The 17,941-nt window shown below is 62.5% G+C and carries 15 protein-coding genes; 13 read left to right on the top strand and 2 right to left on the bottom strand.

Annotated features, from left to right (window positions below; translation table 11 throughout):
• Positions 1 to 21: 21 nt before the first annotated feature.
• The 4 genes from CAF77_RS03205 (at position 22) to rarD (ending at position 4,802) form a co-directional block, all read left to right on the top strand.
• Positions 22 to 786, top strand: coding sequence for a TOBE domain-containing protein (locus CAF77_RS03205; protein WP_064380291.1), 765 nt, complete (start codon positions 22 to 24; stop codon positions 784 to 786).
• A gap of 69 nt (positions 787 to 855) precedes the next feature.
• Entirely contained in the window at positions 856 to 2,757 is a 1,902-nt protein-coding gene (locus tag CAF77_RS03200; RefSeq protein WP_064380288.1) for a PhoX family phosphatase, read from the top strand.
• 116 nt (positions 2,758 to 2,873) lie between these two features.
• Positions 2,874 to 3,848: a serine/threonine protein kinase gene (locus tag CAF77_RS03195; RefSeq protein WP_064380286.1), complete on the top strand. Its 975-nt coding sequence runs from the start codon at positions 2,874 to 2,876 to the stop codon at positions 3,846 to 3,848.
• A gap of 66 nt (positions 3,849 to 3,914) precedes the next feature.
• Positions 3,915 to 4,802 (top strand): EamA family transporter RarD, encoded by an 888-nt coding sequence (rarD, locus tag CAF77_RS03190; protein WP_064380284.1) that lies wholly within the window; start codon positions 3,915 to 3,917, stop codon positions 4,800 to 4,802.
• Positions 4,803 to 5,025: 223 nt separating this feature from the next.
• On the opposite strand, the gene CAF77_RS03185 is transcribed toward rarD, so the two are convergent.
• Entirely contained in the window at positions 5,026 to 5,544 is a 519-nt protein-coding gene (locus tag CAF77_RS03185; RefSeq protein WP_011336250.1) for a glycine cleavage system protein R, read from the bottom strand.
• Positions 5,545 to 5,998: 454 nt separating this feature from the next.
• Between CAF77_RS03185 and CAF77_RS03180 the strand changes: the two genes are divergently transcribed.
• A complete protein-coding gene (locus CAF77_RS03180) occupies positions 5,999 to 8,176 on the top strand; it encodes a malate synthase G (RefSeq protein WP_085654017.1) in 2,178 nt (725 codons plus the stop codon).
• A gap of 71 nt (positions 8,177 to 8,247) precedes the next feature.
• On the opposite strand, the gene CAF77_RS03175 is transcribed toward CAF77_RS03180, so the two are convergent.
• Complete coding sequence (locus CAF77_RS03175) at positions 8,248 to 8,694, bottom strand: response regulator (RefSeq protein WP_085654016.1); 447 nt, start codon at positions 8,692 to 8,694, stop codon at positions 8,248 to 8,250.
• Positions 8,695 to 8,947: 253 nt separating this feature from the next.
• Between CAF77_RS03175 and CAF77_RS03170 the strand changes: the two genes are divergently transcribed.
• The 8 genes from CAF77_RS03170 to CAF77_RS03135 all read left to right on the top strand — a co-directional run bounded on the left by CAF77_RS03170 (position 8,948) and on the right by CAF77_RS03135 (position 17,867).
• Positions 8,948 to 10,888 carry a putative nucleotidyltransferase substrate binding domain-containing protein gene (locus tag CAF77_RS03170; RefSeq protein ID WP_085654015.1) on the top strand — a complete coding sequence of 647 codons (1,941 nt, stop codon included), beginning with the start codon at positions 8,948 to 8,950 and terminating at the stop codon, positions 10,886 to 10,888.
• On the top strand, positions 10,885 to 11,592 hold the full coding sequence (locus CAF77_RS03165) for a PolC-type DNA polymerase III (RefSeq protein WP_011336254.1): 708 nt from the start codon (positions 10,885 to 10,887) through the stop codon (positions 11,590 to 11,592). The genes CAF77_RS03170 and CAF77_RS03165 overlap by 4 nt, the downstream gene beginning before the upstream one ends.
• A 110-nt stretch (positions 11,593 to 11,702) precedes the next feature.
• Positions 11,703 to 12,221 (top strand): RNA polymerase sigma factor, encoded by a 519-nt coding sequence (locus CAF77_RS03160; RefSeq protein WP_039768032.1) that lies wholly within the window; start codon positions 11,703 to 11,705, stop codon positions 12,219 to 12,221.
• Positions 12,218 to 13,189 carry a FecR domain-containing protein gene (locus CAF77_RS03155; RefSeq protein WP_085654014.1) on the top strand — a complete coding sequence of 324 codons (972 nt, stop codon included), beginning with the start codon at positions 12,218 to 12,220 and terminating at the stop codon, positions 13,187 to 13,189. The genes CAF77_RS03160 and CAF77_RS03155 overlap by 4 nt, the downstream gene beginning before the upstream one ends.
• Positions 13,190 to 13,365: 176 nt before the next feature.
• The gene (locus CAF77_RS03150; protein ID WP_085654013.1) at positions 13,366 to 15,792 is read left to right on the top strand and encodes a TonB-dependent siderophore receptor; all 2,427 of its coding nucleotides are present in this window, start codon (positions 13,366 to 13,368) and stop codon (positions 15,790 to 15,792) included.
• 73 nt (positions 15,793 to 15,865) lie between these two features.
• Positions 15,866 to 16,996, top strand: coding sequence for a PepSY domain-containing protein (locus CAF77_RS03145; RefSeq protein WP_085654012.1), 1,131 nt, complete (start codon positions 15,866 to 15,868; stop codon positions 16,994 to 16,996).
• Positions 16,993 to 17,172 carry a hypothetical protein gene (locus CAF77_RS03140; RefSeq protein WP_064380267.1) on the top strand — a complete coding sequence of 60 codons (180 nt, stop codon included), beginning with the start codon at positions 16,993 to 16,995 and terminating at the stop codon, positions 17,170 to 17,172. Before CAF77_RS03145 ends, CAF77_RS03140 begins: the two co-directional genes overlap by 4 nt.
• A gap of 65 nt (positions 17,173 to 17,237) precedes the next feature.
• Complete coding sequence (locus tag CAF77_RS03135) at positions 17,238 to 17,867, top strand: glutathione S-transferase (protein ID WP_085654036.1); 630 nt, start codon at positions 17,238 to 17,240, stop codon at positions 17,865 to 17,867.
• Positions 17,868 to 17,941 lie beyond the last annotated feature (74 nt).

Below are 17,941 nucleotides of genomic sequence, written 5' to 3'. Positions count from 1 at the left end.
CTTCAGCACAAAGCGTCCGCCATGGCCCTGCCCTCTCTGTTGTCCCAGCACATCGTCCGCCGTCCGCAGCGCATCGCCTTGCTGCAACACATCGCCGAACAGGGTTCGATCACCCGCGCCGCAAAAAGCGCCGGCCTGAGTTACAAGGCGGCGTGGGATGCCATCGATGAGCTGAACAACCTTGCGCAAAAGCCTCTGGTCGAGCGCGCGGTCGGCGGCAAGGGCGGCGGTGGCGCCAGACTCTCGAGCGAGGGCGAGCGAGTGCTGCGCCTGTATCAAAAGCTGCAAGCCTTGCAGGCCCAGGTGCTGGAAGCGGCCGAGGACGCCAGCGATCTGGACCTGCTCGGTCGGCTGATGCTCAGGACCAGCGCGCGCAATCAACTGCACGGCAAAGTCGTGCTGATCGAAGGCCAGGGCCGCAACGACCTGATCCGCCTCGAACTGGCCGAAGGCCTGTCGATCGACGCGCAGATCACCCACGACAGCACCGTTCACCTGGAGCTGCAACCGGGCACCGAAGTGGTGGCACTGATCAAGGCCGGCTGGCTCGAACTGCTCGCTCCACAGGCCACACCTGCCGTCGGCCACAATCTGTTGAGCGGCCGGATCGAGGCGATTCTCGACGCCGAAGACGGCCCGAGCGAAGTGCGCATCGCCCTGCCCAACGGCCAGACCCTGTGTGCGCTGGCCGAACCGCTGGACTTGCGCACCCGGGGCCTGACGGTCGAGCAAGCGGTGCAGGTGCAGTTTTCCCCGTCGAATGTGCTGCTGGGAACACCGCTCTAAACAGCGCTGCAACGAAAGCGTCATCGACCCGCATTAAGGTGGCTGCCAAAACCATGCAGGGAGCCTGATGTGAGCCTATTAGAAGAAAACCAATCCACAGACCTGGAAAAAATGGTCGGCCTGAGCCGTCGCGGTTTCATCAGCGCCGGCGCGCTGTGCGGCGCGGCGATGTTCCTCGGCGGCAACCTGCTGAGCCGCAGCGTGCTGGCCGCCAGTGTCAGCGCCGGCAACAGCCGTCTGCTCGGCTTCGACAGCATTCCGGCGGCCACCACCGACACCATCAGCCTGCCCAAGGGCTACAAGTCGTCGGTGCTGATCAGCTGGGGTCAACCGCTGCACAAGAACGGCCCGGCCTTCGACCCGAGCGGCAATGGCACCGCGGCTGCACAGGAAGTGCAATTCGGCGACAACAACGACGGCATGAGCCTGTTCGAATTCCCGGGCGAGAAAAACCGTGCGTTGATGGCGATCAACAACGAATACACCAACTACCGCTACCTCTATCCGCACGGCGGCATGCCGCAATCGGCCGAGGACGTGCGCAAGGCCCTGGCCTGCGAAGGCGTGTCAGTGATCGAAGTGCAGCGCAAGAACGGCCAGTGGCAGTTCGTCCAGGGTTCGCGCTACAACCGGCGCATCCACGGCAACTCGCCGCTGCGTATCAGCGGCCCGGCTGCCGGCCACGAGCTGATGAAAACCAGCGCCGACAAGCATGGCAAGAAAGTCCTCGGCACCTTCCAGAACTGCGCCAACGGCAAGACGCCGTGGGGCACTTATCTGACTTGCGAAGAGAACTTCACCGACTGCTTCGGCAGCAGCAACGCCCAGCAACAATTCGACCCGGCGCAGAAACGCTACGGCGTGTCGGCCGCCAGCCGCGAGATCAACTGGCACCTGTTCGACCCGCGCTTCGACATGGCGAAGAACCCCAACGAGCTCAACCGTCACGGCTGGGTCGTGGAGATCGACCCGTTCGACCCGCAATCGACCCCGGTCAAACGCACCGCGCTGGGCCGCTTCAAACATGAAAACGCCGCACTGGCCGAGACCGACGACGGTCGCGCCGTGGTGTACATGGGCGACGACGAACGCGGCGAGTTCATCTACAAATTCGTCAGCCGCGACAAGATCAATCACCGCAACGCCAAAGCCAACCGCGACATCCTCGATCACGGCACGCTGTACGTCGCCAGGTTCGATGCCGGCGACGGCAATCCGGATCACCCGAAAGGCCAGGGCCAGTGGATCGAACTGACCCACGGCAAGAACGGCATCGACGCCAGCAGTGGTTTCGCCGATCAGGCCGAAGTGCTGATTCACGCACGTCTCGCCGCCAGTGTGGTCGGCGCCACGCGCATGGACCGTCCGGAATGGATCGTGGTCAGCCCGAAAGACGGCCAGGTTTATTGCACCCTGACCAACAACGCCAAACGCGGCGAAGACGGGCAACCGGTGGGCGGGCCGAACCCCCGCGAGAAGAACGTCTACGGGCAGATCCTGCGCTGGCGCACCGACCGCGACGATCACGCGTCGAAGACCTTCGCCTGGGATTTGTTCGTGGTCGCCGGCAACCCGAGCGTCCACGCCGGTACGCCGAAAGGCGGCTCTTCGAATATCACCCCGCAGAACATGTTCAACAGCCCCGACGGCCTCGGCTTCGACAAGGCCGGACGGTTGTGGATCCTCACCGACGGAGATTCGAGCAACGCCGGTGATTTCGCCGGGATGGGTAACAACCAGATGCTCTGCGCCGATCCTGCGACCGGTGAGATTCGCCGGTTCATGGTCGGGCCGATCGGGTGTGAAGTCACCGGGATCAGCTTCTCGCCGGATCAGAAAACCCTGTTCGTCGGGATTCAGCATCCGGGCGAGAACGGCGGTTCGACCTTCCCCGAGCACCTGCCGAACGGCAAGCCACGCTCATCGGTGATGGCGATTACCCGTGAAGATGGCGGGATCGTCGGCGCCTGATCGGGCGACGCTCTGATCGTTCCCGTGCGCTGCACGGGAACGATCCCACTCAAGACAGCCCGTCTGCGCTACCATGCTGAGCCGGACGCGGCAGCCTGCTGCGCGCAGGAGTCAGCATGGCCCACCCGTTTGAAACCCTCACCCCAGACCTCGTGCTCGATGCCGTCGAAAGCATCGGCTTCCTGAGCGACGCGCGCATTCTGGCGCTCAACAGTTACGAAAACCGCGTCTATCAGGTCGGCATCGAAGACTCGGAACCGCTGATCGCCAAGTTCTATCGCCCACAGCGCTGGACCAACGAAGCCATTCTCGAAGAACACCAGTTCACCTTCGAACTGGCCGACGTCGAGATCCCGGTGGTGGCGCCATTGATCCACAACGGCGAAACCCTGCACGAACACGCCGGATTTCGTTTCACCCTGTTTCCCCGTCGCGGTGGTCGGGCGCCGGAGCCGGGCAATCTCGATCAGTTGTATCGCCTCGGCCAATTGCTCGGGCGCATGCACGCGGTCGGCGGGACCAAACCGTTCGAGCACCGCGAAGCGCTGGCGGTGAAGAACTTCGGCCATGACTCGCTGACCACTTTGCTGGAAGGCAACTTCATTCCCAGGAGCCTGCTGCCGGCCTACGAGTCTGTCGCCCGCGACCTGCTCAAGCGTGTGGAAGACGTCTACGCCAGCACGCCGCACCAGAACATCCGCATGCATGGCGACTGCCACCCCGGCAACATGATGTGCCGCGACGAGATGTTCCACATCGTCGACCTCGACGACTGCCGCATGGGCCCGGCAGTGCAGGACATCTGGATGATGCTCGCCGGCGATCGTCAGGATTGTCTCGGGCAGCTGTCGGAATTGATGGACGGCTACAACGAATTCCATGACTTCGACCCGCGCGAACTGGCGCTGATCGAACCGCTACGCGCCTTGCGCCTGATGCATTACAGCGCGTGGCTGGCCCGACGCTGGGACGATCCGGCGTTCCCCCGCAGCTTTCCGTGGTTCGGCAGCGAGCGGTATTGGGGCGATCAGGTGCTGGCGTTGCGTGAGCAACTATCGGCGCTGAACGAAGAGCCGTTGAAGCTTTTCTGACACGACACGTCTATACAACTGCCCGTACAATCGCTGCTTTGTTAGCTGCCTAAGCAAGGATTCTGCATGCAAGCCGCCAACCCGCGTCGCGGGTACATTCTGGGCCTGAGTGCCTACATCATCTGGGGACTGTTCCCGCTCTACTTCAAAGCCATCGCCGAAGTGCCGGCGGTGGAAATCATCATTCATCGAGTGCTGTGGTCGGCGCTGTTCGGCGCGCTGCTGTTGATGGTGTGGAAGCATCCCGGCTGGTGGCAGGAACTGCGCGACAACCCGAAACGCCTGGCGATTCTTGCGCTCAGCGGCACCTTGATCGCGGCCAACTGGCTGACTTACGTGTGGTCGGTGAACAACGGCCGGATGCTGGAGGCGAGCCTCGGTTATTACATCAACCCGCTGGTGAACGTGCTGCTGGGCATGCTGATCCTTGGCGAACGCTTGCGCCGCATGCAGTGGCTGGCGGTCGGTCTGGCGGCTATCGGTGTGGCGCAGCAGGTGTGGCAGGTCGGCAGCCTGCCGTGGGTGTCGCTGGTGCTGGCGCTGACCTTCGGTTTCTACGGGCTGATCCGCAAGCAGGCGCCGGTCAAGGCGCTGCCGGGGCTGGTGGTGGAAACCTGGATGCTGGTGCCGATCGCTCTCGCGTGGCTGCTGTTCAATCCGACCGCGACCAGTGCCCAGGCCGAGTTCTGGACCACTTCCGAAGCCTGGTGGCTGGTGGCGGCCGGTCCGGTGACGCTGGTGCCGCTGGTGTGCTTCAACGCGGCCGCACGACATCTGCCCTACACCACCCTCGGTTTCCTGCAATACCTGGCGCCGACGCTGGTGCTTCTGCAAGCCGTGCTGCTGTTCGGCGAGCACTTGTCATCCAGCACCCTGATCGCCTTCATGTTTATCTGGGCCGGTCTGGCGGTGTACAGCGTCGATGCATGGATGAGTCTGCGCCGGCGCAGCTGATCAAAAAACGCACAAACCTTCACAGGCCACGGTTCTCGTGGCCTGTATCGTTCCTTCCCAAGGTTATCCACAGCGTGATCCCCGCCGTTTGTGCGCAAGTCACTGAATGCTGGCGGTTTTTTGATCAATCTTCGGCAAGCCACGGCGGACGTGGCCTGGCGCTCAGTCTCTACAGGTTATCCACAGGCAGGTGCACGTTTAAACTGGATAACCCGATCCGTCTTCACAGGTCGGTGCGCAGCACCAGTTCCACCATCAAGTCATCGGCCAGGGTTTCCAGGCGCGATTGCAGCACGTCCAGCGACAAAGTCAGCGGCACGGCGAGAATCGCTTCGGCGTGGAACAACGGTTCACTGCTCATCGGTGCCGGACGTACTTCGGTCACCAGCCGTTCGAGGTTCACGCCCTGCTCGCTCAGCAGCCGGGTGATGTCACGCACTATCCCCGGACGATCATTGCCCACCAGTTCCATGGCGATCGGTTTCCAGGTGCAGGCCTGTTCGATACCGCTTTCGGCCACCAGCACGCGAATGCCCTGTGCCGACAGTGCTTGTAAGGCATCGACTAATTCGTCGTAAGCCTCCGCCGGCACGCCCACCCGCAGGATCCCGGCGAACTGCCCGGCCATCCGTGACATGCGGCTTTCCAGCCAGTTGCCGCCGTGCTCGGCGATGCATTGGGCGATGCGCTCGACCTGCCCGGGCTTGTCCGGTGCGAAGACGGTGAGTACGAGGTGATCCATGGCGCAGCCCTCTTGTCATGACTTTTGTTATAGAAGAGCAAGTATAGGCAAGCGTTCCACAGACGCCTCAGACGCTCGAAGTCACAAATCGTGTACAACTTTTTATATTTAACTGGAACAATCCATTGGTTTTTTGAGAACATCCCGTTCCGCGCCGTGACCGCAATGCGTCATGGGGTCGCAGAACGACGTAATTAGTCTGATTTTCACAACCGCAACTCATCATGTAGTATGCCGCAGCGCGCACTACATAACGCTGGATCGATGTCTGCCCAAGGCACGTTCGCAACCCTGAAAGCCCCGTCAGCAAGGCCCCCGAGCCGTTGATTGGTCCCAGCCCAGCCGCCAGCGATGGCATGTACTGGTCGAGGGGTTTGTGGTTTAAATGGCCAGAGGCTTCATTGTTAAATTGAAGAGCTGAAAAGCGAAATAGCTGAGCAGAGTGAGGCAAGCAATGACTGAACACGTTCAAGTCGGTGGCCTGCAGGTCGCCAAAGTCCTGTTCGACTTCGTGAACAACGAAGCCATTCCCGGTACCGGCCTCACCGCCGACAAATTCTGGGAAGGTGCCGACAAGGTCATTCACGACCTGGCGCCAAAGAACAAAGCCCTACTCGCCAAACGCGATGACTTCCAGGCTCGTATCGATGGCTGGCACCAGAGCCGTGCCGGTCAGCCGCACGACGCCGTGGCCTATAAAGCCTTCCTGCAAGAGATCGGTTATCTGCTGCCAGAAGCGGCTGATTTCCAGGCAACGACGCAAAACGTCGATGACGAAATCGCCCGTACCGCCGGCCCGCAACTCGTGGTCCCGGTGATGAACGCCCGCTTCGCCCTCAACGCCTCGAACGCCCGCTGGGGCTCGCTGTACGACGCCCTGTATGGCACCGACGCCATCAGCGAAGCCGGCGGCGCGGAAAAAGGCAAAGGCTACAACAAGGTGCGTGGCGACAAAGTCATCGCCTTCGCCCGTGCGTTCCTCGACGAAGCCGCGCCATTGGCGACCGGCTCCCACGTCGATTCCACCGGCTACAAGATCGCTGACGGCAAACTGGTCGTCACCCTCAAGGGCGGCAGCACCAGCGGCCTGCGCAAAGACGCACAGCTGATCGGCTTCCAGGGCGATGCCAATGCGCCGATTGCGATCCTGCTGAAAAACAACGGCCTGCATTTCGAAATCCAGATCGACGCCAGCACCCCGGTCGGCCAGACCGATGCCGCCGGCGTCAAAGACATCCTGATGGAAGCAGCGCTGACCACCATCATGGACTGCGAAGACTCCGTGGCGGCTGTCGATGCCGACGACAAGGTGGTGATCTACCGCAACTGGCTCGGCCTGATGAAGGGCGACCTGGCGGAATCCGTGTCCAAGGGCGGCCAGACCTTCACCCGTACCATGAACCCGGATCGCACCTACACCAAGGTCGACGGCAGCGAATTGACCCTGCACGGCCGCTCGCTGTTGTTCGTGCGTAACGTCGGTCACCTGATGACCATCGACGCGATCCTCGACAAGCACGGCAACGAAGTGCCGGAAGGTATCCTCGACGGTCTGGTGACTTGCCTCGCAGCGATGCACAACCTGAACGGCAACACTTCACGCAAGAACACCCGCACCGGTTCGGTCTACATCGTTAAACCGAAGATGCACGGCCCGGAAGAAGCGGCGTTCACCAACGAGCTGTTCGGTCGCATCGAAGACGTGCTGGGCCTTGCGCGCAACACCCTGAAAGTCGGGATCATGGACGAGGAACGCCGTACCACAGTCAACCTCAAGGCCTGCATCCAGGCGGCCAGCGAGCGCGTGGTGTTCATCAACACCGGTTTCCTCGACCGCACCGGCGACGAAATCCACACCTCCATGGAAGCCGGCCCGATGGTGCGCAAGGCTGACATGAAGGCCGAGAAATGGATCGGCGCCTACGAGAACTGGAACGTCGATATCGGTCTGAGCACCGGCCTGCAAGGTCGTGCGCAAATCGGTAAAGGCATGTGGGCGATGCCCGACCTGATGGCAGCGATGCTCGAACAGAAAATCGCTCACCCGCTGGCCGGCGCCAACACTGCCTGGGTTCCGTCGCCGACCGCCGCTGCGCTGCACGCGCTGCACTATCACAAGGTCGACGTGTTTGCCCGTCAGGCCGAGCTGGCCAAACGTGCCCGCGCGTCGGTCGATGACATCCTGACCATTCCGCTGGCGGTCAACCCGAACTGGACGCCGGAGCAGATCAAGAACGAACTGGACAACAACGCCCAGGGCATTCTCGGTTACGTGGTGCGCTGGATCGATCAGGGCGTGGGTTGCTCGAAAGTGCCGGACATCAACGACATAGGCCTGATGGAAGACCGTGCGACGCTGCGTATCTCCAGCCAGCACATCGCCAACTGGCTGCGCCACGGTGTAGTGACCGAGGCGCAAGTGATGGAAAGCCTCAAGCGCATGGCGCCGGTGGTGGACCGTCAGAACGCCAACGACCCGCTGTACCGTCCGCTGGCCCCGAACTTCGACAGCAACATCGCCTTCCAGGCGGCAGTCGAACTGGTGATCGAGGGCACCAAACAGCCGAACGGCTACACCGAGCCGGTCCTGCACCGTCGTCGCCGCGAGTTCAAGGCTGCCAACGGCCTGTAACCCGCGCAGATGCCGGACATGAAAAAGCCCTGATCTTTCGATCAGGGCTTTTTTTGTTTGCGCCGGATTGGCTAGGGCTCGATGCCCAGCTCATGTCTGACGAGACCGAGCAATTTGGCGGTATCAATCGGCTTGAGCAAAAAATCCACCACGCTCAAATGCATCGCCGCAATCGCATCCTTCACGTCGGCATCGCCGGACACAATGATGATCGGCATCGCCGCCCTGACGGATTCGCGCACCTGGCGGATCAGCTCCAGGCCATCGACGTTGCCCATGCGCAGATCGGTGATCACCAACCCGATCGAAGGTTTTTCCGCGAGCATTTTCAGCGCGGTTTCGCCGCTGGCGGCGGTCATGCAACGGATACCGTCCAATCCCAGAATCTCCGACAACAGCTCCCGGGCGTCCTTGTCGTCATCGACGATCAATACACGCTGCGGTGGCAGATCGGGTTCGAGCATTACAGCGCTGAGCGCTTCCCGCTCGGCGTCGCTCAAAATATCGTGGTCGGACATGGCGTTCTCTACGTTTTCAATTCGATCCCCTGGCACAGTGGTCAGACATCGCTGGGCAGAGCTTCAATGTGCACTTCGTCGGATTTTTTTCCAAGGGGCGAACCGAAGAATTTCCGACTGATTTTGTAGGGCATATCCGAAAACTACCCAACGGCATGCCCAACCTAGACTTACGTCCAATGGGCACCCCGCGCGATGGGGCCGACCATGGCTGCAACGATCCGACAACAACAATTCGAAAAAGACTGCGGTAATGGTTATGAGTAAAGCGGACGCCTTCACCCAGGCAGGGAAAACCGCGGTGTTGCAGAACATTCAGGGCACTTTGCAATTCCTCCAGCGCTTCCCCCCTTTCAATCAAATGGAACACGCTCACCTGGCCTATCTGGTGGAGCAATGCCAGCTGCGCTTCTACGGTCAGGGCGAGAGCATCATCAAACCCGCCGACGGGCCGGTCGAACACTTCTACATCGTCAAGCAGGGCCGGGTAGTCGGCGAACGTCCGCACACGGCCAAGGGCGGCACCGAAACCACCTTTGAAATCACCACCGGCGAGTGTTTTCCCCTTGCCGCGTTGCTCGGTGAACGGGCGACCCGCACCGAGCATCTGGCTGGCGAAGACACCTTCTGCCTGCAACTGAACAAACTGGCGTTCATCAAGCTGTTCGCCCTCTCCAACACCTTCCGCGACTTCGCCCTGCGCGGGGTCAGCAGCCTGCTGGATCAGGTCAATCAGCAAGTCCAGCAGAAAGCCGTGGAAACCCTCGGCACCCAATACTCGCTAAACACCCGTCTCGGCGAATTGGCCATGCGCCATCCGGTGACCTGCAGCTCTTCCACCCCACTGCGCGAAGCAGTGAAGCTGATGCACGAACAACAGGTCGGCAGCATCGTCGCGGTGGATGAGCACAAGGCGCCGCTGGGGATTTTCACCCTGCGCGATCTGCGGCATGTAGTGGCTGAAGGGGTTGGCGATTTCAGCGAGCCGATCGACCGTCACATGACCCGCTCGCCGTTCTATCTGTCGCCGGATCACAGCGCCTTCGACGCGGCGATTGCCATGACCGAACGGCACATCGCCCACGTCTGTCTGGTCAAGGATCGGCGCCTGTGCGGCGTGGTCTCCGAGCGGGATCTGTTCTCGCTGCAGCGGGTGGATCTGGTGCACTTGGCGCGGACCATTCGCAGCGCCCAGCGGGTCGAACAACTGGTGACCCTGCGCGGCGAGATCGGCCAACTGGTGGAGCGCATGCTGGCTCACGGCGCCTCGTCGACCCAGATCACCCACATCATCACCCTGCTCAACGATCACACCGTGTGCCGGGTGATCGAACTGACCCTCGCCGAAAAAGGCGATCCCGGTGTGCCGTTCAGCTGGCTGTGCTTCGGCAGCGAAGGCCGGCGCGAGCAGACGCTGCACACCGATCAGGACAACGGCATTCTGTTCGATGCGCGGGATGCGGTCCATGCGGCGGAGATTCGCGGCAAGCTGCTGCCCATCGCCCAGCAGATCAATACCAGCCTGGCGCAATGCGGTTTCACCCTGTGCAAGGGCAACGTCATGGCCGGCAATCCGCAGCTGTGCCTGTCCCGTGCCGAATGGGCCCGACGGTTTTCCGCGTTCATTCGCGAGGCGACGCCGGAGAACCTGCTGGGCTCCAGCATCTATTTCGACCTGCGCGTGGTCTGGGGCGACGAACAGGGTTGCGAACAATTGCGCCGGGGGATTCTCGATCAGGTCGGCGACAATCGTTTGTTCCAGCGGATGATGGCCGAGAACGCCTTGCGCAACCGCCCGCCAGTGGGACGTTTCCGTGAGTTCGTGCTGACCCGCAAGAACGGCGAGAAAGCCACCCTGGACCTGAAGATTCAGGGCCTGACCCCGTTTGTCGACGGTGCGCGCCTGCTGGCACTGGCCAACGGCATCGACGCCAACAACACCCTCGAACGCTTCCGCCAACTGGTGGATAAAGAAGTCATCGACCGGCTGGATGGCGCCGCGTACGAAGAGGCGTACCACTTCATTCAGCAGACGCGCATGCAGCAGCATCAATTGCAGACCCGGGAAAACCTGCCGTATTCGAACCGGGTCGATCCCGACAGCCTCAATCATCTGGACCGGCGCATCCTGCGTGAATCCCTGCGCCAGGCCCAGCGCCTGCAAAGCAGCCTGACCCTGCGGTATCAGCTATGAGCCTGTTCTCGTGGCTGCGTCCGGCCAGCCCCGTTGTGCCGGACGACCTGCAACAGCGCCTGACGAAACTGCCGGCCATCGGCGAACTGCGCGAGTGCAGCCTGCGCGAGCAACGCTGGGTAGTGCTGGATCTGGAAACCACCGGGCTGAACCTGAGCAAGGATCGGGTGCTGTCGATCGGCGCGGTGGTGATCGAGGACGGTGCGATCGACTTCAGTCAGCAATTCGAACGCACCCTGCAATGTCACGAGTTGAAACTCGGCCCGAGCGTGTTGATTCACGGCTTGGCCCCGAGCGCGATTGCCGCCGGCAGCGAGCCCACCGAAGCCCTGGTCGAGTTGCTGGAGTTTATCGGCGACAGTCCGGTGCTGGCGTTTCACGCTTCGTTCGACCAGCACATGCTCGGCCGCGCACTGAAGGAACATCTCGGGCACAAGTTGCAGACGGTGTTTCTCGATGTGGCGCAGATCGCCCCGCTGGTTTGCCCGCAGGCACATATTCGCGAGGCGGGGCTGGACGAGTGGATCGACTGGTTCAAGCTCGAAGTGTTCGAGCGCCACCATGCGAGCGCCGATGCTCTGGCCACCGCGGAACTGGCGCTGATCCTGTTCAGTCGGGCGCGCCAGCAGCAGATCCACAGTCCGCTGAATCTGCAGCAACGCCTGAGTCAGTGGAAGCGCCGCCAGCAGACGCATTCGTTCTGAATCCGGGTTGTCGCCCGACAACCCGACCGGTGGCCAATTGCTAACCATTCCCACCTCTGCCACAATCGCGAACAATTCTCGTTAGTTAACACTTCCCAGTCGGTGTCGTCGTGTCTTCAGCCCAAAGCCCTCACAGTGAGCTCGTCGGTGCGTTGTATCGCGACCACCGCGGCTGGCTGCTGGCTTGGCTGCGGCGTAACGTGGCTTGCCCGCAACGGGCCGAAGACCTGAGCCAGGACACTTTCGTCCGCCTGCTCGGCCGCGACGAACTGCTGACACCGCGCGAACCCCGGGCGTTTCTGGTGGCCATTGCCAAAGGCTTGTTGTTCGACTACTTCCGCCGGGCGGCGCTGGAACAGGCGTATCTGACCGAACTGATGCTGATCCCCGAGGGCGAGCAGCCCTCGGTCGAAGAACAGCAACTGATCCTCGAAGACCTCAAGGCCATCGACCGCATGCTCGGCAAGCTGTCGACCAAGGCCCGCGCCGCTTTCCTCTATAACCGCCTCGACGGCCTGACCCACGCCGAGATCGCCGACAAACTCGGCGTGTCGGTCCCGCGCGTGCGCCAGTACCTGGCCCAAGGTATTCGACAGTGCTACATCGCGCTGTACGGTGAGCCAACATGAGCCCGGCCAGTTCTAGACCGGTCCCGGCCCATGTGCTGGACGCGGCGATTGCCTGGCAATTGACCCTCGATTCCAGCACGCCGCTGGAGCGCGAAGAGTTCGCCAAATGGCACGCGGCCAACGAAGAACACGCCCGCGCCTGGCGCCAGCTGGGCATGCTCGACCAGCGTTTCAGCGTGGCCAAGGGCCCGGCACGCAGCGCGTTGCTGCAATCGCGCGAAGGCATCCGCCGCCGGGTGCGCAAGCTGGGCAGCGGATTGGCCAGTGTCGTGGCGGTGGTTGGGCTGGCGCTGTTTGCCGGTGAACGTTATCTGCCGCTGGACTACTGGCTCGCGGATCAACGCACATCCACCGGCGAACAGCGCACCGTGCGCCTGACCGACGGCACCGTGCTCAACCTCAATACCCACAGCGCAGTGGATGTCCGCTTCGATGAAAAACAACGCCTGATCGTGTTGCAGGAAGGCGAAATCCTCGTCGAAACCGGTCACGGCGATGCACGGCCGTTCATCGTCGAAACCGCCGAGGGCAGCATGCGCGCCCTGGGCACGCGGTTCCTGGTCAAGCGCGAAGACGCCGGCACGCGCCTGAGCGTGTTGCAGTCGGCGGTGGCGGCGCATCCGCAATCCGATCCGCAGGAACAGATCCTGCGCGAAGGCCAGCAAGTGCTGATCCGCAATAACGGTCTGGATTCGGTGGTGGCGCTCAACCCCGGCGCCGATGCCTGGACCCGCGGCATGCTGGTAGTGGACAACGCGCGCCTGGAAGACCTGGTGCATGAACTCGGGCGCTATCGTCGCGGCCATCTGGGCATCGCGCCGGAAGTCGCCGACCTGCGCATCACCGGCAGCTTCCCGCTGCACGACACCGACAAGGCGCTGAACGCCCTGCTGCCGACTTTGCCGGTGCAGATCGAACAGCACACGCCATGGTGGGTGACCGTGGCCAAGGCGGATCCGAAGCCCTGACATTCGGTGCTGCCTGCCCGCGACAGGCCACCTGCCCCCCCTGAAAACGGACTTTCTGCTGACTTGCGCAGCGATGCCGTTCGTTAATCGAAATTATTTTCATCCAGCCCTATCACTTTTCGAATCTCGTCCGGCACACAGGCAATTGAGAAATATTTCCATTCAGGAGCCGCCGTATGTCCCGTTCGCTAGACACCTTGTTGCGCCCCAGTTTGCTGGCGGTCGCCATTGCCCTCTGCACCCCGCTGGCCAGCAGCCAACTGATCGCCGCTGAACAGGCGTCGAGCGTACGCGCCTACAACCTGCCGGCGGCTCCGTTGTCGACCACCCTGAATCAGATCGCCAGCCAGGGCGGCCTCACGCTGTCGCTGAACCCGTCGCTGGCGGCGGGCAAGACCTCGGCGCCGGTCAACGGCCAATATGACGCGGCCGGCGCCCTGCGCGCGGCCCTGCGCGGCACCGGTCTGCAACTGGAACAGAGCAGCACCGGCACCTACACCCTGGTCGCCGTGCCGGAAGGCGCGATGGCTCTGCCGGAAACCTCGGTGATCGGCGTGGAAAACTTCGAAAGCGCCTGGGGCCCGGTCGAAGGCTACACCGCCACCCGCACCGCCGCCGGCACCAAGACCGACACCGCGCTGGTCGAAGCACCGCGTTCGATTTCGGTCGCCACACGCCAGCAAATGGAAGACCGCGGCGTGCACAGCCTCGATGACGCCGTGCGCTATATGCCGGGGATCACCGCCAGCAGCTACGGCAGCGACACCCGCGCCGACTGGCTGCGCGTACGCGGTTTCGAACCGACTCAGTTCCTCGACGGCCTGCCCCTGCCAAAAGGCGTGTACGCCAACCCGAAACAGGAAACCTGGAACCTCGATCGCCTCGCCCTGCTGCGCGGCCCGGCCTCGTCCGTCTACGGCCAGACCCCGCCGGGCGGCCTGCTGGACATGGTCAGCCGTCGCCCGAGCGATGTGCAGAGCAGCGAAATCCAACTGCAATACGGCAGCGACAACCACCGCCAGATCAACTTCGCCAGCACCGGCAAGATCGATGACGCCGGCCAGTTTCTCTACGGCCTCAGCGGTGTGGTACGTGACAGCGGCACGCAGATCGACCACGTCGACAACAAGCGCTACAACATCGCGCCGAGCCTGACCTGGAACATCGACGACGACACCAGATTCACCCTGCTGACCCAGTTCACCCGCGACGATACCGGCATCACCAGCCAGTTCCTGCCGGTGCAGGGCACCAAGATCGACATGCCGTTCGGCAAGGTTTCCCATCACAAGAACCTGGGCGATCCGGACTGGGAATACTACGACCGCACCTATTACGCGCTGGGCTATGCCTTCGAACATCGCCTGAACGATGTGTGGCAGTTCAAGCAGAACCTGCGCTACACCAAGTCGGATCTGTCGTTCCAGGGCATCACCGTCGGCTCCTACCCGTTCACTCAAGTGGACAATGACGGCAACGTCGGCCGTACCACCACCATCGTCGACGAAGACATCAGCCAGTTCGCCGTGGACAACAACTTCCAGGCCGACTTCGCCACCGGCGACATCCGCCACACCCTGCTGCTGGGTCTGGATCACCAGCGCAGCAACACCAACTACACCTCGATCTTCGGCAGCGCGCCGGAGATCAACGTGAACAATCCGATCCATGGTCAGCCGATCGTGCGTCCGGCGCGCACCACCGCGTTCTATGACTACAACCAGAAGACCTACCAGACCGGCCTCTACGTTCAGGACCAGATGGCCCTGGACCAATGGCGCCTGACCCTCGGCGGCCGGGAAGACTGGGTGCACACCAGCACTCAATTCATCAACAAGGGCGACGCCACCAACACCCAGCGTGACAAGGCGTTCAGCGGTAACGCGGCGATCAGCTACGTGTTCGATTCCGGTTTCGTGCCGTACCTGTCCTACGCCGAATCGTTCCAGCCGACCACCGGCGCCGACGCCTCGTCGACCGAATCGCTCAAACCGACCGAAGGCAAGCAGTGGGAACTGGGCATCAAGTACCAGCCACCGGGCAGCAAGACCCTGCTGACGGCAGCCGTGTATGACCTGACCCAGAAAAATGTCTCGGTCAGCTCGTTCGTCAACGGCGTATCGATCACCAGTCAGACCGGCGAAGTGAAGGTCAAAGGCCTTGAGCTGGAAGCCGTCTCCGACGTCACCGACAACCTGAAGGTCATCGCCGCGTACACCCTGGCCAAGTCCGAAGTGCAGAACGGCGCCGACAAGGGCAACCGTCTGCAACTGATGCCGAATCAGCAAGCCTCGCTGTGGGCCGATTACACCTGGCACAGCGGTGTGCTCGACGGCTTCGGCATCGGCGCCGGCGCGCGCTACACCGGCAACACCTACGGCGACAAAGCCAATACCTGGCTGGGCAAGGCGGACGCGTACACCGTGTTCGACGCCGCCGTGCATTACGACCTCGGCCGTCTGGACAACAGCCTCAAAGGCGCGTCGCTGGCACTCAACGCCACCAACTTGCTGGACAAGGACTACATCTCCACTTGCGACAGCTTCTACTGCTACTACGGCGACCAGCGCAGTGTCGTCGCCAGCGCCACTTACAAGTGGTAAGCGCCTGAGCTGAACAGGCCCTGCAACCAGGCCGTCCCTCGTGGACGGCTTGGGTGTTTTTGAAGGTCATGAAATGAAAAGTAAAACAATTCGCCGCTGGTCCTTGGTCCACACCTGGACCAGCCTGATCTGCACCGTGTTTTTGCTGCTGCTGGCCCTGACCGGCCTGCCGCTGATTTTCCATCACGAGATCGACCACCTGCTGGGCGATGCGCCCGAGTTGCGGGGGATGCCGGCGAACACGCCGCATCTGAACCTGGCGCAACTGGTCGAAGCGGCGGAGAAGCATCGCCCCGGCGAGGTCGTGCAGTACTTCGGCTTCGAAGACGACGAACCGAATGCCGTGCTGACGATCATGGCCAGGACCGCCGGCACCGAGCCCAATTCCTCGCACACCTTCATGCTCGACGCGCGCACCGGCGAAGCCCTGGAAATGCCTTCGGCCAACGGTGGGCTGATGCTGTTCATCCTGCGCCTGCACGTCGACATGTTCGCCGGGCTGCCGGGCAAATTACTGCTGGCGTTCATGGGTTTGCTGTTCGTGGTCGCGATCGTGTCCGGCACGGTGTTGTACCTGCCGTTCATGCGCCGCTTGGCGTTCGGCACCGTGCGCCAGGACAAATCCACCCGCCTGCGCTGGCTCGACCTGCATAACCTGATCGGCGTGGTCACCCTGACCTGGGCGCTGGTGGTCGGCGTGACCGGGGTGATCAGCGCCTGCGCCGATCTGATCATCGCTGCATGGCGCAACGATTCGCTCAACGCCATGATCGCGCCCTACCGCGATGTCCCGCCGCTGATCCACCTCGCCCCGGCCACGCGACTGCTGGATATCGCCAACGAAGTCGCACCGGGCATGAAACCGGACTTCATCGCCTTCCCCGGCACCCGTTTCTCCAGCGAGCACCATTACTCGGTGTTCATGAAGGGCGGCACCCACCTGACCTCGCACCTGCTGACCCCGGTGCTGATCGACGCCAGCACCCTGCAAGTGACGGCGGTCGCAGAACGACCGTGGTACATGGACGCCATGGGCATGTCGCAGCCGCTGCACTTCGGTGACTACGGCGGCATGCCGATGAAAATTCTCTGGGCCACATTGGACGTGCTGACCATCATCGTCCTCGCCAGCGGCGTGTACTTGTGGGTGGTACGGCGCAAGGCCGCGAAACCGATGCTGGAACCGGCGCAGGCCTCTGCATGAAGCCGCGTCAGTCGAATTTCTGGAAGGTCTTCAGCACACCGCTGGTGATCGCGCTGCTGAGTGCGGCGGGCCTGTTCGCGGCGTTGCTGGGCGACGGGATCTGGGATGGCCTGAGCTGGATTGGTCTGGGCATTCCGGCAGTCATTGCCCTGCGCGGATTGCTGCAACGCCGCTGAACGGCTTGAGCCTGACGGGCAACGCGCTATGCTGCCCGTCATTGCCCCTGACCGAGACCCTGCCGATGTCCGCTCCCAGCATGACCCTGTTCCACAACACCCTGTCCCCGTTCGTGCGCAAAGTCATGGTGCTGCTGCACGAGACCGGCCAGCAGGATCGCGTCGCGCTGCAGGACTGCGTGCTCAGCCCTGTCAGCCCGGACGCCGCCCTCAACGCAGACAACCCGCTGGGCAAGATCCCGGCCCTGCGCCTGGCCGACGGCAATGTCATCCATGACAGCCGGGTGATCCTCGATTACCTCGACCACCAGCACGTCGGCAACCCGCTGATCCCCCGCGACGGCTCGGCCCGCTGGCGGCGCCTGACCCTGGCCTCGATGGCCGACGGGATCATGGACGCCTCGGTCATGGTGCGTTACGAGCAAGTGCTGCGCGCCCCGGAAAAACACTGGGACGAATGGCTCGAAGCCCAGCGCGAGAAGATCCGCCGCGCCCTCGCCTTGCTGGAGCGCGACGCGATTGCCGAACTGACCTGTCACTTCGACGTCGCCGCGATCAGCGTGGCCTGTGCACTGGGTTATCTCGACCTGCGCTTCCCGGATCTGGGCTGGCGTGACGCCAATCCGCAACTGGCCAACTGGTTCTTTGAAGTGAGCCAGCGGCCGTCGATGATTGCGACCATGCCGAAGGCTTGACGCACCGGGCGGGAGGCAACGAGGCAAAGATCAGCGTCATCAACACCTCGGCCTCCCGCTGCTCCTCACGCAAT

It is taken from the genome of Pseudomonas sp. R15(2017), from assembly GCF_002112685.1.
Lineage (GTDB): Bacteria > Pseudomonadota > Gammaproteobacteria > Pseudomonadales > Pseudomonadaceae > Aquipseudomonas > Aquipseudomonas glycinae.
The sequence above is the reverse complement of the archived record's forward strand: the minus strand, read 5'-3'. Positions and strand labels throughout refer to the sequence as shown.

Excerpts from the sequence above, each read along its gene's own strand:
- CAF77_RS03175 (WP_085654016.1), bottom strand. The coding sequence starts at position 8,694 with ATGTCCGACCACGATATTTTGAGCGACGCCGAGCGGGAAGCGCTCAGC.
- CAF77_RS03140 (WP_064380267.1), top strand. The coding sequence starts at position 16,993 with ATGAAGCCGCGTCAGTCGAATTTCTGGAAGGTCTTCAGCACACCGCTG.
- CAF77_RS03195 (WP_064380286.1), top strand. The coding sequence starts at position 2,874 with ATGGCCCACCCGTTTGAAACCCTCACCCCAGACCTCGTGCTCGATGCC.
- CAF77_RS03150 (WP_085654013.1), top strand. The coding sequence starts at position 13,366 with ATGTCCCGTTCGCTAGACACCTTGTTGCGCCCCAGTTTGCTGGCGGTC.
- CAF77_RS03185 (WP_011336250.1), bottom strand. The coding sequence starts at position 5,544 with ATGGATCACCTCGTACTCACCGTCTTCGCACCGGACAAGCCCGGGCAG.
- CAF77_RS03170 (WP_085654015.1), top strand. The coding sequence starts at position 8,948 with ATGGTTATGAGTAAAGCGGACGCCTTCACCCAGGCAGGGAAAACCGCG.
- CAF77_RS03205 (WP_064380291.1), top strand. The coding sequence starts at position 22 with ATGGCCCTGCCCTCTCTGTTGTCCCAGCACATCGTCCGCCGTCCGCAG.
- CAF77_RS03180 (WP_085654017.1), top strand. The coding sequence starts at position 5,999 with ATGACTGAACACGTTCAAGTCGGTGGCCTGCAGGTCGCCAAAGTCCTG.
- CAF77_RS03145 (WP_085654012.1), top strand. The coding sequence starts at position 15,866 with ATGAAAAGTAAAACAATTCGCCGCTGGTCCTTGGTCCACACCTGGACC.
- CAF77_RS03135 (WP_085654036.1), top strand. The coding sequence starts at position 17,238 with ATGTCCGCTCCCAGCATGACCCTGTTCCACAACACCCTGTCCCCGTTC.
- CAF77_RS03165 (WP_011336254.1), top strand. The coding sequence starts at position 10,885 with ATGAGCCTGTTCTCGTGGCTGCGTCCGGCCAGCCCCGTTGTGCCGGAC.
- CAF77_RS03155 (WP_085654014.1), top strand. The coding sequence starts at position 12,218 with ATGAGCCCGGCCAGTTCTAGACCGGTCCCGGCCCATGTGCTGGACGCG.
- rarD (WP_064380284.1), top strand. The coding sequence starts at position 3,915 with ATGCAAGCCGCCAACCCGCGTCGCGGGTACATTCTGGGCCTGAGTGCC.